Origin of the sequence: Marinobacter sp. GH_1, from assembly GCF_048595985.1 — a bacterium.
Lineage (GTDB): Bacteria > Pseudomonadota > Gammaproteobacteria > Pseudomonadales > Oleiphilaceae > Marinobacter > Marinobacter shengliensis.
On sequence record NZ_CP184460.1, the window covers coordinates 3,568,128 to 3,591,927 of the forward strand.

Consider the following 23,800-nt stretch of genomic DNA (forward strand, 5'->3'; position numbering starts at 1 on the left):
CTTCCTGTCAGTCAAATGTCAGGCCGGGCGCCAGGGTATCTGGCATTTCACTCTTGCCAGACTCCAGCGAGGCCATGGGCCAGGCGCAGTAGTCCGCCGCGTAATAGGCACTGGCGCGATGGTTGCCGCTGGCGCCCACACCACCAAACGGTGCCGCACTGCTGGCACCGGTCAGCGGCCGGTTCCAGTTCACGATGCCGGCGCGCACCTCTTCCACCAGCCGGTTATACAACTTGCGGTCGTCACTCAGAATGCCCGCCGACAGCCCGAAACGGGTGTTGTTGGCCAGCTTCAGGGCGTCGTCAAAACTCTTGTAGCGGTAGACCGTCAGCAGCGGGCCAAAGAATTCCTGATCCTTCAGCTCCACATCCGTGGCATCGACAATACCTGGTGACAACAAGCCTGTGCCAGGCTTCAGCTGTTTCATCTCCAACAGGGAACTGGCGCCCTTCTCCAGCATATCGGCCTGGGCCTGCAGCAGCATCTCAGCCGCCCGGGCCGAGATGACCGAGCCCATGAACGGCTGGGGCTCAGCATCAAAATCGCCCACCTGAATATGGGAGGCAACGTCCACAAGGCGGGCCAGGAACTCATCCCCTTTCTTGCCTTTGGGAACCAGCAGACGGCGTGCGCAGGTGCAGCGCTGGCCCGCCGACAAAAACGCCGACTGGATGGTGTGATGAACTGCACCGTCTACATCCGCCACGTTCTGCACAATCAGCGGGTTGTTTCCGCCCATTTCCAGCGCCAGGATTTTCTCCGGCTGGCCGCCAAACTGTTCGTGCAGCAGATGACCAACATTGGAGCTGCCGGTGAAGAACAGACCGTCGATCATCGGGTGGCGGGCCAGGCATATGCCCGTATCAGCCCCGCCCTGGACCAGGTTAATCACGCCATCCGGCAGGCCCGCCTTTTCCCAGAAACGCACGGTCATTTCGGCAACGCCCGGTGTCAGCTCACTGGGTTTGAACACCACGGTGTTACCCGCCAGCAGGGCCGGCACAATATGGCCGTTCGGCAAATGGCCAGGAAAGTTGTAAGGGCCGAACACCGCAACCACGCCATGGGGCCGGTGCCGCAGTACCGCGTGTCCTCCGGCCACATCCGACTCTGAGTGCCCGGTACGTTCGTTGTAAGCCCGGATGGAAATGGGCACCTTGCCAATCATGGCCGCCACCTCGGTGCGGGATTCCCACAGCGGCTTGCCGGTCTCCAGGCCAATCTGATGCGCCAGGGCCTCTTTGTTGGCCTCCAGCTGCTGGGCAAACGCCTCCACCACCGCCTGGCGCTCGGCAAAACTCTTCCGCCGCCAGGCTGCAAATGCAGCCCGGGCCTCGCGAACGGCGGCGTCCACATCTTCGAGGTTAGCGCCGTTGCCGTCCCAGACAGTCTCACCCGTGACCGGCTGTAACGATTCAAATGGCTGCCCGTGGCCCTGAATCCACAGCCCGTCTATAAAAAGATTGCCTGACAGGTTTGCCATTGTTCCTCACCTCCAATTAGGGAATTTGTCAGCGGCTTCAGCGCTAATCCTGACCATGCCGGTTACGATAATGGCGTACCCGGTTGAGAATTTTCTCGTCCTCACTTTCCTGGCCCTTCAGTGTATGAATGGGTGACAAAGCGCTTTCCTTCAAGGGCGCAAGGCGAACCGGGTCTCCGGACTCGATCAGCAGAGCTTCCGCCACGTCGCGGGGAATGCTCACGGTATCTGGCCCGATACATTCCATGGGCAGGGTGGTGACCCTGAAGTCCCGAAACGCTCGGTTTGAAATCATCACGCGCTGTTCCGGTGGCACGTCCAGGTTCATGGGTTTATTGACCACCATGGCGTGGCGATTGATAGATTCCCGAACGGTTCGGATGTTGTTCACGAACGCCTCCACCGCCGGCCCGCCATCAAAAATATCCACCATGCCGTTAAAGTTGAAACCTTCTGCCTGCAACATTTTCAATGCCGGCCGGGTATTATCATGCACCATGCCGATGACCGCCCGCGCCTCTTCCGGCAGCATCGGCAGGTAGATCGGGTACTTGGGCATCAGCTCGGCAATGAAGGACTTGTTGCCAAGGCCAGAGAGCATGTCCGCCTGGCTGAATTCCATATCAAAGAACTTACTGCCAAGGGCATCCCAAAGCGGGCTGCGACCGTCTTTATCAGACACGCCACGCATCTCGGCAAAGACTTTTTCCGAGAAGTGCTTGCGGAAGTCATCGAGGAACATGAACCGGCAGCGGGATAACAACAAGCCATTGCCTCCTCCCTGATAACCTCCGGCCAACAACAGCGAACAGATTTCGGTGGTGTCCGTCATATCGTTGGACAGGTGCAAGGTGGGTGTACGCACATGCACTCCCAGCTCCCGCGAGGCATTCACCGTAACGCTCAGCCGGTAATTGTAGAACACCTCTTCCAGCCCCACGCGGGCTTCAATGCCGCTGATGCCAACCGTTTTTCGGCTTTGGGTCTCTTCCAGGGCAAAAAGGTACAGCCCGGCCTCCGGGGCACAACGCTGGTTAAAGGATTCCCGGGTACGCTTGATCTTGCGTTGCAGCAATTCCCGGTCTGCCGGCAGGGTTGTCAGCCCTTTACCGGCGTTCTGGGCCATGCCATAAAGATCATCAAGATCGTTTTCCTGCAACGGGCGAATCAAAAGCATGTTACGCCCTCCCCTGAGCTGTATTGATCATAATGGCGAGACCCTTACCCGGTCACCGGCGCTCCGGCCCAATGCATGCCAGGTGCTGACCGGTACCTTTACGTCGTCCGCCAGGGTCTCAGACACCGGAGTCAGCAGGCAGCGGAAGTCTTGCCCTTCTCCGGCTGACATCAGGCAGGTTTCCCCATCCAGACCTTCACTGCCATGAAGCGTTTTCGGTTGGCTGGTCACAACGGTTTTCAGAGTGTCGGTTCGGGCTTCCAGCACCGGGCCGCCATCAAAGATATCCACGTAGCAACCGGGCAGGAAACCTTCCCTTTGCAGCAGGTCGTAATTGGGTTTGGTCAGCGGGTGAGGTTCGCCCAGTGCTTGTTGAGCCGCCTCACTCAGCAGCGTGACATAGATGGGGTTCGGGGGCATGAGTTCGGCAATGAAGGTTTTGCTGAGCTGGCCGGAGTGCTGGTCGGCGGTTTCGAAATCCATGTTAAAGAAGTGGCGGCCAAGGCTGTCCCAGAAGGGCACATCGCCGTTTTCGTGCTGTATACCCTGGATCTCCACCACGGTGCGATTGGTGAACCATTCCCGGTGGCTGGCGATGAACATCATGCGGGCGCGGGAAAGCAGCTCAAAGGCCGGGGTGTTTCGCAGGTCCGGTTTGAGGGTGAAGGCGCACAGCAGGGTGAGGTCGGTGAGGGCGTGGCTGGGGTACAGCACTTCTACGCGCCGGGAGACGTTGAGTTCGTGGGAGGCGTGGATAAGGTAATCGCGGCGGTAGTTGTAGAACGGTTGGCCGTTGCCTGCCCGGGTGTCTATGCCGGCGGTGCCGGCGAGTTGGCCGGTGTCTGTGTCTTCCAGTACGAAGAGGAGTCGGCGTGGGGTGTCGGTTTCGTTGGCGAAGCTGGCCTGGGACTGTTCAAGTTTTTTGGTCAGGGCGGCTTGGGTATTGGGCAGGGTGGACGACAGCCGGCCGCTCTGGGCGTTGGTCAGGTCCAGAATCTGTTGCAGGTCATCCAGTTTGGCTGGTCTTACTTGCCACATGCTTTACTCCTGCTGGCGTTCGGCGACCGGCACTGCACCGGGAACCCTTTTCCGGAAACCGCTACGAGCACATCCATGTGCGCTTCTCTCAGGCCATCCTTGGCCTTCGAAATTTCCGGAAAAGGGTTCCCGGCCCAGCGCCTACTCTTGTGGCAGCCGTCAAAAAACTTCTTATGAAACGACTTTCTTTACTGCCGCCTCAAACCGCTCCAGGGCTTCATCAATGTCCGATTCCGGAATGATCAACGAAGGCGCCAAACGAACCACGTTCGCACCGGCGACCAAAACCATCACGCCCTCATCCAGGCCAGCGTTGAGGAAGTCTTTGGCTTTGCCCTGCCATTTTTCGGTCAGCACACACCCCAAGAGTAGACCAGCGCCGCGCACTTCGGAAAACACGCCGTAGCGTTCGCCGATGTCCATCATGCCTTTGCGCAGTTTGTCGGAGCGGGCTTTGACGCCTTTCAGGATTTCCGGCTGGCTGACGGTGTCGATCACTTTCTGGGCCACCGCGCAGGCCAGGGCGTTGCCGCCATAGGTGCTGCCGTGGGTGCCTACGCCGAGGCTTTTGGCGGCTTCGGCGGTGGTGAGCATGGCGGCTACCGGGAAGCCGCCGCCCAGGCCTTTGGCGCTGGTGAGGATGTCAGGCACGACGTTGTACATTTCATAGGCGTACAGGTGGCCGGTGCGGCCGACGCCGCTTTGTACTTCGTCGAACACCAGCAGGGCGTTGTTGTCGTCGCAGAGCTGGCGCAGGCCTTTGAGGAATTCAGGGTCGGCGGGCATAACGCCACCTTCGCCCTGGATGGGCTCAACCACGATGGCGCAGGTTTTTTCTTTGGAGACCAGCGCCTTTACCGAGTCCAGGTTATTGAATTCGGCGTGGTGGATACCTCCCGGGGCCGGTTCGAAGCCTTCCAGGTATTTCGGCTGGCCGCCGACGCTGACGGTGAACAGGGTGCGGCCGTGGAAGGAGTTGGTGAAGGAGATGATTTCATGTTTCTCCGGGCCGTAGTGTTCCCAGGCGTAGCGACGGGCCAGTTTGAAGGCGGCTTCGTTGGCTTCGGCACCGGAGTTGGCGAAGAACACCCGTTCTGCGAAGGTCTGGTCGCACAGGGTTTTGGCCAGGCGCAACGCGGGTTCGTTGGTCATCACGTTGGACAGATGCCAGATTTTTTCGGCCTGTTCCTGTAACACGCCCACCAGGCCCGGGTGGCAATGGCCAAGGCTGGTGACCGCAATGCCGCCCTGTAGGTCCACAAACTCTCGCCCTTCCTGGTCCCACACGCGGGAGCCCTCGCCTCGCACCGGGATGATGTTACCGGGGGCGTAGTTGGGCACCATTACTTCATCAAACAGTTCGCGGGAGACAGGTTCTCTGTTCATGGATCTCTCTCAGTGACTCATTGCTAAGTGACAGGGTGAATGCCCCCATAATACGCCACTCACGGCATAAGAACAGCCGGTTGCGTCAAAGGTGGTAGTTCGATGATTCGATACGGCTTTTTATCGCGGCCCAGCAGGGCTTTGACCAGCAGTTTGTAGGAGTCGAGATCAAAGGTGACGGGGTCAGACCCCGGTTCAAAGTCGTTCAGTTCCTCCTCGCCGTGCAGGGTGGCGATGTGCACCCAGTTGTAGACAACCAGAATATCGGTGCGGTCGGTGTCGCGGTTCTCTTCCACCAGGGCGACGGGCCCGGGCCAGGGCCAGGTTTTCAGGCGCAGGCTGTGGAAGGCGATCTGCATTCTCAGGTTGTATCGGGTGTTGTCTTCTGCGCCCTCGCAGGCGCCTTTGCATCTACCCAGGCTGCGTTGGAAGCATGGGCCCGCACCGGCTGGTTCCAACCCGAGCAGTTTGCCGCACAGGTCGTTCTTGCCGGCAATGCCGCGAATGGCGCCCAGCGCATCGCGTTTGCTGCGGAACAATCCGAAGTAATCCCCGAGCTGGTCCGGCACCACTTTTCGCGCCAGTTCCGCCTGCAGATAGCCCTCTTTATTAGTCGTCAGTGCGATGCTGACCAGGTTCTTGGCAGCACGGGAGCGGCGGTTGTAGAGCGGGTTCAGGCTTTTGATCTGTTTCAGTTCCAGCAACAAGGCGCCCAGCTCACCGGCGGTTTCCGTAAACTCCACCCGGCGCAGACTTTCTGACATGCGTAACCCTCGGGTGGACTGGTGATCACCGGCAAAATGCGAGGCCACCCGTTGGGCAATGTTGGTGCTTTTGCCCACGTACAGCAGCGCATCGTTGTCACCGTAAAATCGGTAAACACCCGGCCCCTGCGGCAACTCCGCTAAGATCTCTGGCGGCACATTAGAAGGCGTACTCTGGCGTTGAAGCAGTCGCTGGATGGCCTGGTTCACCGTGTCGGTGCCATGTTCAACCAGAGTATGCTCGAAGAACGCCAGCATGGCGGAAACGTCGCCCATGGCCCGGTGACGCTCCACCAGCGGCAGGTTGTGGCGGTTGATCAGGGCATCCATATTGTGGCGGCTGTGTTCAGGATAGAGCACCCGGGACAGCCTGACCGTGCACAACACCCGGGCGCTGAACGCTCGCCCCAGTTTGCGGAATTCAGATTTAATGAAGCCGTAATCGAAGCGGGCGTTATGGGCAACAAAGATCACGCCAGCCAACTGACTCTCCAGCTCATCGGCAATATCTGAAAACAGCGGGGCATCCTCCACCAACTCGTTGCTGATGCCCGTCAGCCTTTCAATAAAACCGGAGATCCGCACCTCCGGGTTCAGCAGGGTTTGCCATTCCCCCACCACCTCTCCGGCCCGCCAGAACCGGATACCGATCTCGGTAATCCTGTCTCGCTGCGGATTGCCGCCGGTGGTTTCGATATCAAGGAAAGCAAATGTTTCGTTACTGAGAAGCACAGGTTTCTTTGTCATCTGAGGTATTACGACCATTTGGTAGGGCCGGATGCCAGCATTGCCGCACCAATGAGCTATAGACATTCGTCTAAATAACCACCAATTATGTTTGAATTGTCACAGATTCGTAACTACCTTGTTTTTGGGTCCAACAACAATAAACGTGTGGAGACAACAACGATGCAAAGCAACAAGTTAAGAATGGCAATCCGTGCAACGGCGGCAGTGGCTGCGATCGGCATGAGTGCCCAGGCCAGCGCGGTCAACTTCAAGGCGGGGGATTACGATTTAACGCTGTACGGTTATGGCCGCCTGAATGCGTCTTACGACGTTGACAGCAACCAAGCGCTGAGTACGCGCTCAGGCTCATACGCTGACCTTGCAGGAAACGATAATGCTGCGGATGGTCACTTTGGCGCGGACGCTTTCCAGAGCCGAATCGGTTTGACGACCGTCTCACCAGAAGGCGTCAAAGTAAATGTAGAGGGTGACTTCCGCGGTGGCGGTGGTGGCTCCTTGCGACTGCGTCACGCCTATGGTGAGTACAATGGCGTGTTGATGGGCCAGACCTGGTCTAACTTCAACAGCTTCGTCGGCAATACCTCAACCCTGGATTTTGACTCTCTGCCTGGCCTGGCAGGCCTGCAAGGCCGTGTGGCCCAGGCTCGCTATACCACTGGTCCGCTGTCGTTCTCTCTGGAACAGCCGCAGAACTCGATTGTCTTTTTCGATCCCGTAGAAGCTGAGTTAGATGATGCGGAGAAACGAGACGGCATGCCAGCATTCACTGCGCGCATGCAAGACTCTCAAGGCGGGCTCAGCTACTCCGCCGCTGTTTTGGCGCACCAACTCACCGTGGACGACGGCACTAATGACGACAGCGCATTTGGCTTCGCCACCTTCGTTGCCGCCAAGATGGCTCTGACTGACATGATCACCATTCAGGGCACGCTGACCTACACCGACGGTGCCAACAGCTACCTGTACCGCTCTGGCGAGAACTTCGGCGCCGCCAGTGCCTACGTTGATGGCAGCGGCAGCGTCGAAACCCTCTCCGGCTACGGCGGCTCCATTGGTGCCGGCATCAACCTGGGCGGCGGTCGCAGCGTCAACATCGGCTACGGCTATGTTGAAGTTGACTGGGATGATGCAGTAAGTGATCTCGGCGCGGCCGCAGTTGCTGATCAAAGCGAAAGCAACCAGGCCATCATGGCCAACTACCAGTGGACACCGGTCAAAAACGTCATGATGGGCGTTGAGTACCAGTTCCTGAAGCGTGAAAACGTTGATGGTACCGACGGTGATGCCAGCCGCATCCTGTTCGCTGCGCAGTACAACTTCTAACCCTTCCTGTTAGAAGTTAACTCAGAATGACCCCGGCTTCGGCCGGGGTTTTTCGTTCCAGGTTGGTGCAGTTTGCACCGCCATGCATCACTGCACTCACTTGCCCCGAATTGCGCTTCACATCAACCTTTAAAATTCAAAAAGTTAGCCGTTTCCGCACCTTTGGCACGTCTGATGCAAAGTTCTGATTGCAAAGCCGGCCTCCGCAACACTGCCGGCCTCTTCTGTCGCAACCCGATGAGGTGACACCATGAAAATAGCCCAAAACCAGTCTGTTCTGTTCGAACTTACCCAGCCTTCTGAAGCCATTGCCATGCAGGATCTGCACGACTATTTCGATTGGATGTTCTTTGCTAACTGATCAAACCAGCCGCAGGCCAGCGGCCAAGGCCCTGGCCTGCGGCTGAGGAACTTTATTAGCCCGCCCGTAATCGGGTGCGAACACCCCGGGTGGTCATCACACCCAGCACCTCCATTAGCGACAGAATGCCCCGGTCATGCTGTTTCGGTGCCTTGCCACGGGCAATGCGGCCGATCTGCCGTGTGTACCAGCTCACTTCCATCAAAGCCATATCGTCAATCAGGCGAATACCGGTTTTAATGGGTTTCACGGCGCTGGTGACCTGATTGCCGGCCATGATCCGGTTTGGCAGATCCGGCTCAACCACTAATGGTCGGGCCAGGCCTACCAGGTCTGTTGCGCCGGAGGCGATGGCCTGGGCCATGCCGGTTTCGGTACGGAAGCCACCGGTCACCATCAACGGCACGTCGGTCAGCTCACGCACTTTCTCTGCGAATTCCAGGAAGTAAGCCTCCCGCGCCAGGGTGCTGGCTTTTACCTCGCCATCTTCCGCACCCTTGGCCATGGCCGGGTTCTCGTAGTTACCGCCGGAGATTTCCACCAGGTCAATCCCCTCCGCCACCAGCGCCTTAATCACCGCCAGCGATTCGTCCTCGGTAAAACCGCCGCGCTGGAAGTCTGCGGAGTTCAGTTTGATGCCGATATTGAACGCTTCACCGCAAGCTTTCCGGATAGCCCGGTACACCGCCAGCACAAAGCGGCGGCGTTTCTCGGCAGAGCCACCCCACTCGTCTGTGCGCTGGTTGTGATGGGGCGACAGGAACTGGCTCACCAGGTAGCCGTGGGCACCGTGAATCTGCACCCCATCAAAGCCCGCCTTCTGGGCAACAGCAGCACTGCGGGCAAAACGCTGAATGATGTCTTCGATTTCCGGGCCGGTCAGGGCGCGGGGTGTGGCGAACATGCTGCGGAGTTCTTTTTTGAATGGAATCGCACTGGGCGAGACCGGGTCTTTGTTCAGCATTTTGGGGCTTTGCTTGCCGGGATGGTTCAGCTGCATCCAGATCTGCTTGCCTCCCTGTTGCCCGGCCTTGGCCCAGGCGGTCAGAAGCTCGAGATCGCTTTCATCCTCGAGAACCACGTTCTGTGGCTCCCCGATGTGCCGGCGGTCGATCATCACGTTACCCGTGATCGACAGCCCGGTGCCGCCCTCTGCCCACGCACGATACAGGGTTGCCAACTCTTTGGTGGGATGGTTATCAATGGTGCCCAGGGTCTCGCTCATGGCGGACTTGGCAAATCGGTTGGGGATAACAGAGCCGTTTCGCAGCTTAAGCGGGGTGGAGAGCAGTTTTGCGGGGTTCATGGGAGCCTCATGTCATTGTTCTCAATGTTCATGAGGCTGATAGTGGATGGCTGGCATCGGTTCGGCATTGGCCGAGGCGACAGGCTCAGAAGAAAGCCTGAATCCCTGTCTGAGCCCGGCCAAGAATCAACGCGTGGACATCGTGCGTGCCCTCGTAGGTGTTCACCACCTCCAGGTTCACCAGGTGGCGGGCCACACCAAATTCGTCGCTGATGCCGTTACCACCAAGCATGTCCCGGGCGAGCCGCGCCACGTCCAGCGCCTTGCCGCAGGAGTTGCGTTTCATGATGGAGGTTATCTCCACCGCCGCCGTGCCTTCGTCTTTCATCCGGCCCAGGCGCAGGCTGCCCTGCAGTGCCAGGGTGATTTCCGTTTGCATGTCCGCCAGCTTTTTCTGGATCAACTGATTCGCCGCCAGGGGCCGGCCGAACTGTTGGCGGTCCAGCACATACCGGCGGGCAGTATGCCAGCAGTCTTCCGCCGCACCCAGTGCACCCCAAGCGATGCCATAGCGGGCGGAATCCAGGCAGGTAAACGGACCTTTGAGGCCGCGCACCTCGGGAAAGGCGTTTTCTCCCGGCACAAACACATTATCCATCACGATTTCGCCGGTAATGGACGCCCGCAGGCCCACCTTGCCATGAATGACCGGGGCGCTCAGGCCCTGCCATCCCTTCTCCAGCACAAACCCCCGAATCTTGTCGTCATCATCCTTGGCCCAGACCACAAAGACATCTGCAATCGGGCTGTTGGTGATCCACATTTTGCTGCCGGTCAGGCGATAGCCGCCATCCACTTTGCGGGCCCGGGTAATCATGGAACCAGGGTCTGAGCCATAGTCCGGCTCGGTCAGGCCAAAGCAGCCAATCCATTCGCCGGAGGCCAGTTTAGGCAGATACTTCTGGCGGGTTGCTTCGTTGCCAAATTCGTAGATGGGCACCATCACCAGTGAGGACTGCACACTCATCATGGAGCGATAGCCGGAATCCACACGCTCGATCTCACGGGCAATCAGGCCATAGCTCACATAATTGAGACCACTGCCGCCATATTGCTCCGGCAGAGTAGCCCCCAGCAGGCCGTTCTCGCCCATTTCGCGGAATATAGCAGGATCGGTGTGTTCGTTACGGAAGGCCTCCACCACACGGGGGCGGAGTTTCTTTTCAGCAAACTGCCGGGCGCTGTCGCGCACCATGCGTTCGTCTTCGGAGAGCTGCTGATCCAGCAGCAGGGGGTCTTCCCAGTTGAAGCTTGGTTTGTTGGCCATGGATAATGTCACTTTAACGGTATTGTTACGCCCACTATCGCTTTAGCCCGGCCCGGTTTCAAGCTGCCGGAGGGCCCGCAACACATCACAAATTCCGGAACCGACAGGCGCGGCAATGTGACATCACCATCCGTGGCATATAAAATTCCGGACTATTGAAGCAAGAAGCTTCTCTCAGCCATTGATAAGGAACGTCACCATGAGCAATCTGGCCCATAGCCGCCTTTCAGACGGCCCTCCCTGCACCTTCTGTGATTTCATCGTTGCTGTGCTTGGCAACAGTCATAGCCAGGGGCAACGCCCGGTGGTTTTTCAGACGGCAGAAGCCCCCTTCCCCGGGATTGAACGGCGCCTGCCGGATGGTATCCAGAAAAGTTATCTGCGCGAGGTCAGCAATGCGGAATCCGCCCTGCACATCTGGCCCTGGCGCAACCAGCCCGCCAGCCGGGCGGTGCTGGAAGTGGATGCAGAATCCGGCGCGCCGATTCACCTTCCGCTCACAGATGCCCCGGCGCCCGAAAGCATCCAGTCCGAAACCACCGCCAATATCCTGATGCCAACCGTGCCCATGGCCTGGGTACGGGGAATGAATCACGAAGGCAAACACCTGACCTGGCCGGCTCTCGCCCGCCCCGGGTTTCTGTATCTGTTCCGCAACGGCTCGCTCTGGCGAGAGCTGCAAATCGCCTGGGAAGGCAACCGGCCGCAATTCCGCGACGTAAGGCTCGCGGACCATCGCACGGAAGACGGACAATTTACCGAAGACCGTCGCCCCGCCGTGGGTAAACCGCTGGCTGATGTGTGGGTACCCGTGCGCCTTGACGGCCAGGATCAGTCCCTTGAAGCCGCCTTCAGCGAATCTCCCCTCTCTGCGGCACGGCTGAATGGCCTGCAGAGCGATTCCGGGCTTCGACATTACCGGTGCAGCCAGTTCCGGGACCTGTACCCCGCCGACCAGCCCCAGATGGGCTTTGCTCGCTGGCCAGATGCCGCTAAACGAACCGTATTCCGATTGGACAAAGTTGAAGCACAAAGGCCCAGGGCACCCGCCAAAGAATGGCAGTTTGAGCGGCCCTGGGAGTACCTGGCCGATACCACCGGAACCTACGCCGGCAAAGCACTGGATATGGCGGCCAGCCTTTATGAAGAGTGGAATGCCGGTGAGCGCACCGGGCCCCTGGCCCCCTTCGAACACCCCGAGCCGGCCGCGCTCGGCATTGCGATTCAAAAAGATCTGGACCGCGCTAGCGAAACCCCAGCGAAGCGACCATTCAGCTACGATGAGTGGCGAACCAGCGATTGCCAGACAGACGCCCTTGAGGATTTGAGAAACCGGGGCGTGTGCGGCCTGCGCATTGAAGATCATTTTTACGAGATGCGGCACCAGCAAGCACGCATCAACACGGCGCGCCATCTGCTGGAACTGTGTGCCGAAAAAGCCCGTAAAAATCCGCAACTGGAAAACGCCCTCCTGGTAAACCAGATCATCCTGCCGGGCCGGATCGGTCGCCAGAAGAACCCGCTGTTCAAATACAGCCTGGCGTTGCCCTCCAGCGGCCGGCAAAAGATTCGCCGGGTGCTGATGACCGAAGAGCGCACCCTGGGCCAACACTACCTGACCCTGGCCCAGACCGAACTGCTGCAGTGCCTGAAACGCCAGCCCTATCAACAAGCCCTGGCGGACCTGTTCAGCACCGAAGGTTTCGACTATGCCGGTGCTTTCCGTTGCGCCGGGCATTTTATCAGCGACACCCTGGAGCCCGCCTGCAAGCAAGACCCACTGGACCCGGAACACAGCCAGCCCAGCCCGGACAGCGACGGCAAGGCCTGGGTAAGGTCGCTGTGTACCGAACAGGCCGCCGCCAGTGCCTCGCGAGAGGAAGTCTCTCTCGCCCGCATGTTGTGGCCGCAAACCACACCAGACAGCCAAACCGAACCCTACCAGCCCCCGGAAACGCCCGAACCCAACGATGGCACGGGTGTATTCCGGGGCGCAGCGCTCGCCGCCCTGGAAAAGCTGGATTTGCCGGAGGATGTCAGTGACCTACTGACGGTGGAAGGCCTCCGGCTGGCCGAGGATATCCAAAGCGGTGCCTCAAACACGCTGATGCTGGCAGGTATGCGATCAGGCATGAAAGCATTGGACAGTGCTCATAGAGAACTGCACCAGTCCATCCGTTCCGCCATGGCCGCGCTGGAGAACAACGACAGACAACTCCAGAACCTGACTGACGAACAAACCCGCCTGGCCCAGCGCCGCGCAGCCCTGAAAGCCGAACACGACTCGGCCAGCCGCGAATGGATGAATCGCAACAGCGACCAAGCATTCAGGAAAGAACAGGCCGCCGCCAAAGCCCTCAAAGACTTTGATGACGCCAGTGCCCGGTTGGAACAGCAACACGCCCAAACCCGGCAAGCTATCCAGCAGCGCCTGATGGCCCAGCGCATAGCCGCCATGACGAACCCCATGGAAGGCATACGCCGGGCCATGCCTGAACTGTTACCCGATTTGAGGCAAATGCCCCTGAGCGACGCCATTGCCCAAGGCAAATATGTACTCGGCCTGGAAGACCTGGGGCCAGATGGCGCACGCTATAACCCGGAAACACCCGCCGCAGGCAAGGCCCTGGTTTGGGTTCTGAGCCGGGACAAGCCCACCACCCAGGCTATCCAGGCACTGGCCCGGGCCGAGAATCAGTTGACCCTGGCACGCCGGGCCCTGGCCGAAGCCAATGGCAACCATGAAGAACTCAGGGCGAAGTTGCAGGCGGCCCAGAGCCGTTACAATCAGGTGGTCGACGAACTGAAACAGACCGGCGGCCGGATTCGGGATATCAACGCGGAGATTCGCAAGCTGGAGGGCGAAGCGAAGGCGCACCGGGTGGACCTCAACGCTGCCGAGCGAAGCCGGTTGCACCGGGTGCTGAATACTCCGGCATTGCCATTGGTGGTGTTGGCTATTGAGGCGGTTAATGTGGCGAATGCCATATCGACTCGACAGAAAGTCTCTAGAGAAAGAGGAGCTTTTAGATCTCTCGCCGGTATGGGTATGTCGGGCTATGGTGCAGGACTCGCTTCAATGCTGCTCGCGGAAAGATTTGCAAACAACACCGTGCGACACGGAATTGCTGCAGCTCTTGGATATGAATTTGAGAATCAAGCTGCCACCGCTATCGCCCAATTCTTCGGTGCAAAAGCGTTGACCGTAAAAATGCTGCTCGGCGGTATTGGAGGGTTGGCCCTCACAGGCGTCAGCCTGTCAGACACCATTTATGCAATAAATACCGGCGATCAGGCAGCACTCGGGCATGGCATCGTAACTTTAGGGGGAGTTGCAACAACGCTATCAGCTATGATTCCAGCCCAACTCACTCTACTGGGCATGGGGCCTCTGGGCTGGGCCGGCCTCTGCCTGATCCTTGGGGGTGCGGCACTTGTTGCACTCTACGAAGACGAACCGATAGAGAACTGGCTGAAGAATGGTCCTTTCGGCGAACACGACGGACTGCCGCATCTGCAAGGCGACAACAACGCACTGGAAGCTTGGTACCGGCTAGTCTACCTGCTCTCTCAGGTGCAGGTATCAATATACCCGATTCCGGAAATCACCCGAGTAGCGCTGAAACGCCAGGGGTTAGACAATCATGATCTTGCCCAGGCAACACACCTCATCCGGCTTCAGAGCAACCTACCAGGCATGACCGGCTTCACGGAACAACAAATGACGTTCAAGCTTCAACTACTCAGCCACCGAGTTAAGCAAGACAGCAACCACTCGGTTCCATTGGCCTCTCAGCCTGTTCCAGACACCGAAATGCAAAGCCACGTTCTCCGGGAAGGCGCCACGCCGGATGGCTATGAATACATCGTCAGGACGCCCTCTCCCCATACGGAAACGACCAAGTTTCTTCGCATACCGCTCAGCACTCGCAATGTGAGCTATACCTGGCAACCAAAAGCCCAAATCCGTGTGGAAACTGGCATCCGGGAACTCGCGTTTCCGGCACCGCCACCCAAGGATTCAACCTATTTCGACGCCAGAGACAATGAGCATACGGAGCCGGACTTCAGCGAAAAAAAGCAGCTTTTCTGGATTAATGAATTCAGCAACCCGGGAGCCACGGGATGACAACCGATAAAGCTGCATCGGGATACTACGGCCCGAAGGCCTATGATTCCGGACATCTCCCCCAGCAAAAGCGCCCGGCACCGGGCGCCAACCCGGCACTGCCCTGGTTTAACCGAAAAGCCGACCGAAAACTGCCTTGGGGGCACACAGAGGATGTCGTGCCACAGATCATTCGACGGCGAAATCGTCCCGAAGTGCTCCGGCAGTTCGAGAAAAACCCGACCCCGTTCGGAGACCTGCAGAGCCATCAACGCATTGACCATGAATGCTACCGAGCTGCCAATGCTGCCTTGAGAACTCGAATTCTGTTGTTCATCAATGCTTTTGGCAATCCTGTAATCATTGGTTTCGTAGCCATACCCATGCTCTTCACTTTGGGAGTTTATTACTACGATAAGCCCGCAAGTGTGGGCCATCTTAATTATCTAGCGGACTGGGCCTATTTCGCGGCATGGGTATTTGGCCCACTCATCGCCTGCAACCTCATCCCCACCGCCCTGTTCAAACTCTTCCCCCGGCAGCTCATCAAGCCGGACAAAGGCCCGCTGTGGGAACTCAATCGTCGCACTGGCCTGGTAACGGTGTTTCATTACGACAAAAAAGGCGCCTGGGGCAAAACCGGGCAGCCAGAAGAAGAGTCCGCCCCGTTTTACGAGTTCGATGCCTACACCTCCAACGAGCTGATCCACGGCGGCGGGGTGGTGCACACCCTGTACCTGGCCCACCGGTACCGCAACATCCTGATCCCCATCGGCACCCTGATCGGCAAAACCAACCCCGAGGAGTGCTACGCCCTGTGGGACATGTTCCAGAACTTCATGGACACCAGCCGGCCGCTGCCGGACATTCCCCTGTGGGAAGAACATCGCGCCAATGACCCGGTTACCGCCGAACACGACCGGCGAACAAACCGGCCACCCCGTTACTGGCGGGATATGGCTAACCATACCTGGAAAGAAAAGAACGACGAGATGGCGCTTCAGGTGCTGCGGCTGAACACCCCAGGGCGGCTGGATATCATGAGGAATAGTTGGGCGCACTCACCAAGGACACGCCGGCAACGCAAGGCTTCAGCAGAGTAGATACCTTACGCCAGCCATAAACGGCGGCCCCGCAGGGGCATCCGTCGGAGGCCGAAAGTCAGAACGAGCCTGATGCAGCAAATTGGTAGAGATTTGGCCAGGCTCAATGCAAAGACGAGAAAGCCGCCCCGCAACTAAAAAGCTACGGAGCGGCCCTCGACTCAGGACTACAACAGCAGGGTACGAATATCCCCCAGCAGCTGCGCCAGCAGGTTGGTAAACCGGGCTGCGTCCGCCCCGTTCACCGCCCGGTGGTCGTAAGACAGCGACAGCGGCAGCATCAGCCGAGGCTGGAATGCCTTGCCGTCCCACACGGGCTTCATGGATGCCTTGGAGACACCCAGGATGGCCACTTCCGGTGTGTTCACAATGGGCGTGAACGCGGTGCCGCCAATGCCACCCAGGCTGGTGATGGTAAAACAGGCGCCCTGCATTTCTGCCGGCTTCAGCTGTTTGTCCCTCGCCTTCTGGGCCAGTTCGGCGCTCTCGGCGGCCAGTTCCCACAGGCCTTTCTGATCAACGTCCCGGATGACCGGCACCATCAGGCCATGGGGTGTGTCCACCGCAATGCCGATGTGGATGTACTTCTTGCGCACCACCTCTTTGCGTTCCATGTCCAGGGACACGTTGAATTGAGGCAGTTCCGCCAACGCGGCGGCGCAGGCTTTGAGCAGGAACGGCAGCGGGGTCATTTTCACGCCACGCTTTTCGCCGGCCGCTTTCTGGGCCTTGCGGAAGTCTTCCATCTCGGTGATGTCGGCATCGTCAAACTGGGTGACGTGGGGCACGTTCAACCAGCTGCGCTGCATGTTGGTGGCGGTAGCCGCCATCATGCGGGACATGCCTTCGCGCTCCACGTCACCAAACTGGCTGAAGTCTGGCAGTTTCACGCCCGGAATGCCGGAACCTGTCGCCACACCCGTGCCCTGCTGGGCCTGCTGAAGCTGGCTCTTCACATAGGCGTGCACGTCGTCCTTCAGGATGCGGCTTTTCGGGCCGGAGCCTTTCACCCGTGTGAGGTCTGCACCCAGCTCCCGCGCCAGTTTGCGCACGGCGGGGCCGGCATGCACCTTGGTGCCCGGCGCCGGTGGTTCGTAGGTGGACCCCTGGGGCTGGGGCGCGGCTTCCTGTTTGTCGGCTTTTGCTTCGGGCTTGCCGCCCTGGCTGTCAGCCTTGGCGCTTTCACCGGAATCTGACGTTTCTTCCTCGTCGCCACCATCCTCTTCGATGGTCATTTCCAACAGGTCAACGCCTTCAGAAAGCTTGTCACCTTCCTTCACCAGAATCTTGCCGATCTTGCCGGCGTAGGGTGACGGAATTTCCATGGTGGCCTTGTCGGACTCCACGGTGACCAGCGGATCATCCTCGCCAACGGTGTCGCCTTCCGCCACGTTGATTTCAATCACCGGCACGTCATCAAAACCATCCAGCGACGGAACCTTCACCACTTCGGTGCGGGAGCCGCCGGATTTTTTCTTGGGCGCCGGTTTGCTGTCTTCGGATTTGGTCTCGGTTTTACTTTCTGCCTTCGGCTCGGGCTCGTCGGATTTGTCGCTGCCGTCGTCGTCAGAGCCGCCGGCACCACCTTCCATCATGCCGATCACATCGCCTTCCTTGACCTTGTCACCCACCTTCACGGTGATTTTGGTGATCTTGCCGGCGGCGGGCGCCGGCAGTTCCACGGAGGCTTTGTCGGATTCTACGGTCAGAATCGGATCTTCTTCTTCAACGGAGTCCCCTGCACTGACGATGATTTCGATGACCTCGACTTCATCAGCACCGCCGAGATCGGGAACCTTGATTTCCTGTTCACTCATGGCGGTCTCCTTAGCTCAGCACCGGGTTCGTTTTGTTGCGATCGATTCCGTACTTCCGCATGGCTTCGAGAACCTGTTCAAGCTTGATCTCACCATCTTTGGCCAGGGCAGACAGGGCGGTGACGGTGATGTAGTAGCGATCCACCTCAAAGAAGCTACGCAGCTTCTCGCGGGTGTCGCTGCGGCCGAAACCGTCTGTGCCCAGGGTCATAAAGGTTTTCGGGATAAAGGCCCGCAACTGCTCGGAGTGCAGCTTGATGTAATCGGTGGCAGACACCACCGGCCCCTGGGCCTTCTCCAGGCACTGGGTAACATAGGCCTGGCGCGGCTTGTCGTCCGGGTGCAGGTGGTTCCAGCGCTCTACGTGCTGACCGTCACGGGCCAGTTCGTTAAAGCTGGTCACGCTCCACACATCGGAGGCTACACCCCAGTCGTCTTTCAGCATCTGGGCGGCTTCGCGTACTTCGTTCATGATCGCGCCGGCACCCAGCAACTGAACCCTCGGGCTCTTCTTGCGGCCCTTGGTTTCCACCGATTCATACTTGTACATGCCCTTGATGATGCCGTCTTCGCAGTCTTTCGGCATGGCAGGCTGTTCGTAGTTTTCGTTTTCGATGGTCAGGTAGTAGAAGACGTTTTTGTTGTCTTCGAACATTTCTTTCATACCGTGGCGAATCACCACGGCCATTTCGTAACCGTAGGCCGGGTCGTAGGCCTTGCAGTTCGGAATGGTGTTGGCCAGTACGTGGCTGTGGCCATCCTGGTGCTGCAGGCCTTCACCGTTCAGGGTGGTACGGCCGGCGGTACCGCCAATCAGGAAGCCGCGGGCCTGCATGTCGCCGGAGGCCCAGGCCAGGTCGCCCACACGCTGGAAGCCGAACATGGAATAGAACACGTAGAATGGAATCAGCGGGTAGCTGTTGGTGCTGTAGGACGTGGCAGCGGCCATCCAGGTAGCCATGGCACCGGCTTCGTTGATGCCCTCCTGCATGATCTGGCCTTTCTTGTCTTCCCGGTAGTACATGATCTGGTCACGATCCTGGGGAACGTACTTCTGGCCTTCGGAGGTGTAGATACCGAGTTGACGGAACATGCCTTCCATACCAAAGGTACGGGCTTCGTCCGGCACAATGGGCACCACGCGTTTGCCGATGCGCTTGTCTTTCACCAGGGCGCTCAGAATGCGTACAAACGCCATGGTGGTGGAGATGGCACGGCCATCAGAGCCTTCCAGCACCTGCTTGAAGATATCCAGGTCGGGAATCTTCAGGGGCTGGCAGTCCTTGTTGCGCTTCGGATAGAAGCCACCGAGGTCTTGGCGGCGCTTTTTCATATACACCAGTTCCGGGCTGTCTGGCGCCGGACGGTAGTAAGGCACCTCTTCCAGCTCGTCGTCTTTCAGGGGCACGCCGAAACGGTCCCGGAATTCCTTCAGGGTATCGATGTCCAGCTTCTTCAGGGAGTGCGCGGTGTTCTGGGCTTCGCCCGCCGCGCCAAAGCCGTAGCCTTTGATGGTGTGAGCCAGAATGACCGTCGGCTTGCCGTTGGCCTGGTTCACCGCCTTGTGATAAGCGGCATAGACTTTGTAGGGATCGTGGCCGCCACGGTTGAGTTTGCTGATCTCTTCATCAGACATGTCCTCAACCAGCTTCGCCAGCTCCGGGTAACGACCGAAGAATTCCTTTCGGGTGTAAGCCGGGCCCTTGAAGCTGAAGTTCTGCAGGTCGCCGTCGCAGATTTCATCCATGGCACGCTGCATGGCGCCGTTTTCGTCTTTAGCGTAGAGCGGGTCCCAATGGCGACCCCATACGACTTTGATCACGTTCCAGCCAGCACCACGGAACACGCCTTCGAGTTCCTGGATGATCTTGCCGTTACCCCGCACCGGGCCGTCCAGGCGCTGCAGGTTGCAGTTAACCACGAAGATCAGGTTATCCAGGTTCTCGCGGCCAGCCTTGGAAATGGAGCCAAGGGTTTCCGGCTCATCGCACTCGCCGTCACCGATGAACGCCCAAACCTTGCGGTTGTCCATATCGGTCAGCTCACGGCTGTGCAGGTACTTCATCACGTGGGCCTGGTAGATGGCCTGAATCGGCCCCAAGCCCATGGAAACCGTGGGGAACTGCCAGTAATCCGGCATCAGCCAGGGGTGCGGGTAAGAGGACAGGCCTTCGCCGTCTACCTCTTCGCGATACTTGTCGAGCTGTTCTTCGCTAAAGCGGCCTTCCAGGAAGGAGCGCGCATAGATACCCGGCGCTGCATGGCCCTGGAAGTACACCAGATCAGATTCCCGCTTGTCGTCGCCACCGTGGAAGAAATAGTTGAAGCCCACGTCATACAATGTGGCGGCAGAAGAGAAGGTGGAAATGTGGCCACCCAGATCGCCCGGGCGCTTGTTGGCACGCACCACCATGGCCATGGCGTTCCAGCGGATCAGTGAGCGGATGCGCCGCTCCATGAACAGGTCGCCCGGCATCTGCGCCTGCTTGGCCACTGGAATGCTGTTGCGGAATGGCGTGGTGATGGAATACGGCAGCGCGGTGCCATCGCGGCTGGCGCGCTCAGACAGGCGCTCCAGAATGTATTTGGCCCGATCAACGCCTTCGTTCTCGATCAGAGATTCCAGCGCATCAAGCCATTCACTGGTTTCAATGGGATCATCATCCTGGTACATCAAACCCTCCCCTTGGACTCAAAAGGTGCCTCGTGGGCCACGATCAGCAGCCTGTCACGGTGCAAACTTGAAATGCTGCGATAACCTGCAGTTTTATTGTGGATACATCAGCTTGCGAGAAATGCTTAATAGCGCGTTTGACCTCTCTCAAGCATAGAACAGCTTTCACATTTTTCCTGCCGCGCGGGCCGGCTGCGGGCGGAGCTTTTGGCCCCGAATTTCCCGACACCGGCGGCACTGAGCGCGCCGCATGCCAAAACTTTCGTACTTTTACTACAAAATGAGCCAGAAAAACAAACAAACAGCCGTTTGAAATGCTAAAACAGCCGCTTTATTTAGATTAGTTACGCAATAATGTCCGGTTTCGATGACTTTCACAACCAGGCATCAGACCAATGTATGAGCGCATTGGTACTTACGAATTGCATCGCCATGCTAAACACCTGAACCTTAAACAAATCTGAGATTTTCGGACTATTTCGCCTTAAATTAGCGACATTCGGCGAACTTAGACGATGAACTCAACCCACAAGCACTGAATTATTAATTAGACCTGAAAATGAATTTCGATTTATGTATACTTGCCTGCCCGTTTTTTAACCAGTGAAGGAGGTTACTAACCCTCCTTTTATCTTTGGCACCTAATCAGAGGGCGATCTATGAACTCCATCGTCACCTTTCCGAACCGCATCCCGGTTCAGGAATTCGAGGAACGCCGGTTCAAGGTTTTTACCGACCGCCAGCTCGATAAAATTGAGGCGATCCAGAATCTCCCCGAAGAGACCCTGTTCGAAATGAAAGTGGTGGCCAGCGTGCTGCCATTCCGGGTCAACGAATATGTGATCAACGAACTGATCAACTGGGACAAGGTACCGAACGATCCCATCTATCAGCTCGTATTCCCTCAAAAGGGTATGCTCAAGGACGAACATTACGAACAGATGGCGAAGCTGCACCGCGAGGGTGCCGACAAGAAGGACATCCAGGCTGCCGCGAAGGTTATCCGGGACGAACTGAACCCGCACCCGGCCGGCCAGATGGAAATGAACATGCCGGAACTGGACGGCGAGGTGCTGGACGGCGTGCAGCACAAGTACCGCGAAACCGTGCTGTTCTTCCCGTCCCAGGGCCAGACCTGCCACAGCTACTGCACCTTCTGCTTCCGCTGGGCGCAGTTTGTGGGCGACAAAGACCTGAAAATGGCCAGCACCGATGCCGAGAAGCTGCACGGCTACCTGCAGGAGCACACCGAAGTGACCGACCTGCTGGTCACCGGTGGCGACCCCATGGTCATGAAAACCAAGAACCTGGTGCAGTACCTGGAACCGCTGCTGCAGCCGGAGTTTGACCACATCCAGACCATCCGCATTGGCACCAAGGCCCTCACCTTCTGGCCGTACCGTTTCGTGACCGACAAGGATGCCGACGAGCTGATCGAACTGTTCGCCAAACTGGTTGATGGCGGCAAGCACGTGGCCATCATGGCCCACTACAACCACTGGCAGGAAATCACCACCGACATCGCGGAAGAAGCCATCCGCCGCATCCGTGCCACCGGTGCCGAGATCCGCGCCCAGGGCCCACTGATCAAACACGTGAACGACAACGCCGACGACTGGGCCAAGCTGTGGAAGCGCGAAGTGAAGCTGGGCATCATCCCCTACTACATGTTTGTAGAACGGGACACCGGCGCCAAGAACTACTTTGAAGTGCCCCTGGCCGAGGCCTACCACATCTACCGCGAAGCCATGAAAAAGGTCAGCGGCCTGGCCCGCACCGCCCGCGGCCCCAGCATGAGCGCCGGCCCCGGCAAGGTGGAAGTTCAGGGCATTACCGAAATCAAAGGCGAAAAGGTGTTCGTACTGCGCTTCCTGCAGGGCCGAAACCCGGACTGGGTACAGCGCCCGTTCTTTGCCAAGTACAGCGAAACCGCCACGTGGCTGCACGAGCTTGAGCCTGCCTTCGGGGAAGAGAAGTTCTTCTTTGAGGATGAGTTTGAGGCGATGAAGCAGGGGAAGGCGTAACCCCCTGGTAACAGGCCCGCTGCGGCGGGCCTGCTCATCTCCCCTTCTTCGGCACAAACCCCGCAGGCTTATCCCGAATCCATTCCACAAACGCCCTCACCTCCTCCAGTTCCAGCAGCTGTTCCCGCGTGTTGAAGTGCAACCCCAACTCATGCTCCGAACGCGCCCGATGAATGGCATTGTGGCATGGCCGGCACACCCACAAGGTGCGGGTGATCAGGTCCTCTTTACTGAACAGTTTCTGAAACCGCTTTTTGCGGTGCAGGTGTTTGGGTATAAGGTGATGGCGGGTGAGCTTGGGCACGGCGCGTTCGCAGAGTTCACAGTTGTCAGGCTGGGGCGGGAGTTTTAGCATGTTACTCGGTTCGCTGCGATAAAACGGTTGCGCTGCCTTGCGCTGCTCTAAACCAGAATACGTTGTTTGGGGGATTCGGGATGTATCAATGGTTCAAGCCGTGGCGAATGCTGGCCCTGCTGGCCGCTTTCCTGTCTACGCCCAGTCTCCAGGCGGGCGAACTGGTGCGCATCGCGGCGGCTTCGGATTTGCGCTATGCCCTGGACGACATCATTGAGCTGTATCGCGAGGCCAACCCGGCCGCCAATGTGCAGGTGGTGTATGGTTCCTCCGGCAAAATGACTACGCAGATCATTAACGGTGCGCCCTACGACATTTTCTTTTCGGCCGACATTGCGTTTCCCAAGCGTCTTGAGCAGGAGGGGCTGACAGCTACCCCGCCAGCGGTCTACGCCATTGGCCGCATTGTGCTCTGGAGCAACACCCTGGACGCCGGCAGCCTGACCCTCAACGATCTGACTTCGGATTCCATTACCCGCATCGCCATCGCCCAGCCGGCCCACGCACCTTATGGCCTGCGCGCCAGGGAAGCCATGCAGGCGGTCGGCGTATGGGAGGCCGTGCAACCCAAGCTGGTGTTTGGTGAGAACATTGCCCACGCGGCGCAGATGGCCGCATCTGGTGCCGCTCAGGTGGGTGTGATTGCACTGTCTCTTGCGAAGTTTCCGGAACTGGCTTCCCACAGTCACTACCTGATCGACGACAACCTGCACAATCCGCTGACCCAGGGCTATGTGGTTACCCGGCGTGGCGGCAACAAGCCAGAGGCCATGCACTTTGCCGATTTCATGGCCACAGAGCAGGCACACTCTATAATGGAGCAATACGGATTTGTGATGCCCTGACCGGCGCACGGCCAACCGG

At 58.5% G+C, this 23,800-nt stretch carries 15 protein-coding genes; 5 read left to right on the top strand and 10 right to left on the bottom strand.

From position 1 onward, the window contains the following. Positions 1-7: 7 nt before the first annotated feature. The 5 genes from astD to ACNSOI_RS16375 form a co-directional block, all read right to left on the bottom strand. The gene (astD, locus tag ACNSOI_RS16355) at positions 8-1,483 is read right to left on the bottom strand and encodes a succinylglutamate-semialdehyde dehydrogenase (protein WP_420194550.1); all 1,476 of its coding nucleotides are present in this window, start codon (positions 1,481-1,483) and stop codon (positions 8-10) included. 43 nt (positions 1,484-1,526) lie between these two features. Continuing rightward, entirely contained in the window at positions 1,527-2,660 is a 1,134-nt protein-coding gene (gene astA / locus ACNSOI_RS16360; RefSeq protein WP_420194551.1) for an arginine N-succinyltransferase, read from the bottom strand. 27 nt (positions 2,661-2,687) lie between these two features. Then, positions 2,688-3,698, bottom strand: a complete 1,011-nt coding sequence (locus tag ACNSOI_RS16365; protein WP_420194552.1) for an arginine N-succinyltransferase — start codon at positions 3,696-3,698, stop codon at positions 2,688-2,690. 171 nt (positions 3,699-3,869) lie between these two features. Next, entirely contained in the window at positions 3,870-5,084 is a 1,215-nt protein-coding gene (locus ACNSOI_RS16370; protein ID WP_058090447.1) for an aspartate aminotransferase family protein, read from the bottom strand. A 59-nt stretch (positions 5,085-5,143) separates the two neighbouring features. Beyond that, positions 5,144-6,595 (bottom strand): exonuclease domain-containing protein, encoded by a 1,452-nt coding sequence (locus tag ACNSOI_RS16375; protein WP_420194553.1) that lies wholly within the window; start codon positions 6,593-6,595, stop codon positions 5,144-5,146. A 162-nt stretch (positions 6,596-6,757) separates the two neighbouring features. On the opposite strand from ACNSOI_RS16375, the gene ACNSOI_RS16380 reads away from it, so the two are divergent. Beyond that, complete coding sequence (locus ACNSOI_RS16380; RefSeq protein WP_420194554.1) at positions 6,758-7,921, top strand: DcaP family trimeric outer membrane transporter; 1,164 nt, start codon at positions 6,758-6,760, stop codon at positions 7,919-7,921. 416 nt (positions 7,922-8,337) lie between these two features. On the opposite strand, the gene ACNSOI_RS16385 is transcribed toward ACNSOI_RS16380, so the two are convergent. Together ACNSOI_RS16385 and ACNSOI_RS16390 are read right to left on the bottom strand one after the other, a co-directional pair. Next, complete coding sequence (locus ACNSOI_RS16385) at positions 8,338-9,588, bottom strand: NADH:flavin oxidoreductase/NADH oxidase family protein (protein WP_286251860.1); 1,251 nt, start codon at positions 9,586-9,588, stop codon at positions 8,338-8,340. Between the two features lie 85 nt (positions 9,589-9,673). Beyond that, a complete protein-coding gene (locus ACNSOI_RS16390; protein WP_420194555.1) occupies positions 9,674-10,855 on the bottom strand; it encodes an acyl-CoA dehydrogenase in 1,182 nt (393 codons plus the stop codon). 199 nt (positions 10,856-11,054) lie between these two features. On the opposite strand from ACNSOI_RS16390, the gene ACNSOI_RS16395 reads away from it, so the two are divergent. Both ACNSOI_RS16395 and ACNSOI_RS16400 read left to right on the top strand, forming a co-directional pair. Continuing rightward, a complete protein-coding gene (locus tag ACNSOI_RS16395; protein WP_420194556.1) occupies positions 11,055-14,984 on the top strand; it encodes an ABC transporter permease in 3,930 nt (1,309 codons plus the stop codon). Further along, the gene (locus ACNSOI_RS16400) at positions 14,981-16,066 is read left to right on the top strand and encodes a hypothetical protein (protein WP_342631172.1); all 1,086 of its coding nucleotides are present in this window, start codon (positions 14,981-14,983) and stop codon (positions 16,064-16,066) included. Before ACNSOI_RS16395 ends, ACNSOI_RS16400 begins: the two co-directional genes overlap by 4 nt. Before the next feature lie 167 nt (positions 16,067-16,233). On the opposite strand, the gene aceF is transcribed toward ACNSOI_RS16400, so the two are convergent. Beyond that, positions 16,234-17,883 carry a dihydrolipoyllysine-residue acetyltransferase gene (aceF, locus tag ACNSOI_RS16405; protein WP_420194557.1) on the bottom strand — a complete coding sequence of 550 codons (1,650 nt, stop codon included), beginning with the start codon at positions 17,881-17,883 and terminating at the stop codon, positions 16,234-16,236. A 10-nt stretch (positions 17,884-17,893) separates the two neighbouring features. Further along, the gene (aceE, locus tag ACNSOI_RS16410) at positions 17,894-20,557 is read right to left on the bottom strand and encodes a pyruvate dehydrogenase (acetyl-transferring), homodimeric type (protein ID WP_420194558.1); all 2,664 of its coding nucleotides are present in this window, start codon (positions 20,555-20,557) and stop codon (positions 17,894-17,896) included. A 659-nt stretch (positions 20,558-21,216) separates the two neighbouring features. Here aceE and ACNSOI_RS16415 point away from each other — a divergent pair. Further along, positions 21,217-22,581, top strand: coding sequence for a KamA family radical SAM protein (locus ACNSOI_RS16415; protein WP_286251863.1), 1,365 nt, complete (start codon positions 21,217-21,219; stop codon positions 22,579-22,581). 34 nt (positions 22,582-22,615) lie between these two features. On the opposite strand, the gene ACNSOI_RS16420 is transcribed toward ACNSOI_RS16415, so the two are convergent. After that, positions 22,616-22,936: a hypothetical protein gene (locus ACNSOI_RS16420; protein WP_420194559.1), complete on the bottom strand. Its 321-nt coding sequence runs from the start codon at positions 22,934-22,936 to the stop codon at positions 22,616-22,618. A gap of 80 nt (positions 22,937-23,016) precedes the next feature. Between ACNSOI_RS16420 and modA the strand changes: the two genes are divergently transcribed. Continuing rightward, positions 23,017-23,781 carry a molybdate ABC transporter substrate-binding protein gene (modA, locus tag ACNSOI_RS16425; RefSeq protein WP_420194560.1) on the top strand — a complete coding sequence of 255 codons (765 nt, stop codon included), beginning with the start codon at positions 23,017-23,019 and terminating at the stop codon, positions 23,779-23,781. The last annotated feature ends 19 nt before the right edge of the window (positions 23,782-23,800 follow it).

Coding starts and splice junctions, on each gene's coding strand:
- ACNSOI_RS16390 (WP_420194555.1), bottom strand. CDS start 10,855: ATGGCCAACAAACCAAGCTTCAACTGGGAAGACCCCCTGCTGCTGGAT.
- ACNSOI_RS16395 (WP_420194556.1), top strand. CDS start 11,055: ATGAGCAATCTGGCCCATAGCCGCCTTTCAGACGGCCCTCCCTGCACC.
- ACNSOI_RS16420 (WP_420194559.1), bottom strand. CDS start 22,936: ATGCTAAAACTCCCGCCCCAGCCTGACAACTGTGAACTCTGCGAACGC.
- aceE (WP_420194558.1), bottom strand. CDS start 20,557: ATGTACCAGGATGATGATCCCATTGAAACCAGTGAATGGCTTGATGCG.
- astA (WP_420194551.1), bottom strand. CDS start 2,660: ATGCTTTTGATTCGCCCGTTGCAGGAAAACGATCTTGATGATCTTTAT.
- ACNSOI_RS16370 (WP_058090447.1), bottom strand. CDS start 5,084: ATGAACAGAGAACCTGTCTCCCGCGAACTGTTTGATGAAGTAATGGTG.
- astD (WP_420194550.1), bottom strand. CDS start 1,483: ATGGCAAACCTGTCAGGCAATCTTTTTATAGACGGGCTGTGGATTCAG.
- ACNSOI_RS16385 (WP_286251860.1), bottom strand. CDS start 9,588: ATGAACCCCGCAAAACTGCTCTCCACCCCGCTTAAGCTGCGAAACGGC.
- modA (WP_420194560.1), top strand. CDS start 23,017: ATGTATCAATGGTTCAAGCCGTGGCGAATGCTGGCCCTGCTGGCCGCT.
- ACNSOI_RS16400 (WP_342631172.1), top strand. CDS start 14,981: ATGACAACCGATAAAGCTGCATCGGGATACTACGGCCCGAAGGCCTAT.
- ACNSOI_RS16375 (WP_420194553.1), bottom strand. CDS start 6,595: ATGACAAAGAAACCTGTGCTTCTCAGTAACGAAACATTTGCTTTCCTT.
- aceF (WP_420194557.1), bottom strand. CDS start 17,883: ATGAGTGAACAGGAAATCAAGGTTCCCGATCTCGGCGGTGCTGATGAA.
- ACNSOI_RS16415 (WP_286251863.1), top strand. CDS start 21,217: ATGAACTCCATCGTCACCTTTCCGAACCGCATCCCGGTTCAGGAATTC.
- ACNSOI_RS16365 (WP_420194552.1), bottom strand. CDS start 3,698: ATGTGGCAAGTAAGACCAGCCAAACTGGATGACCTGCAACAGATTCTG.
- ACNSOI_RS16380 (WP_420194554.1), top strand. CDS start 6,758: ATGCAAAGCAACAAGTTAAGAATGGCAATCCGTGCAACGGCGGCAGTG.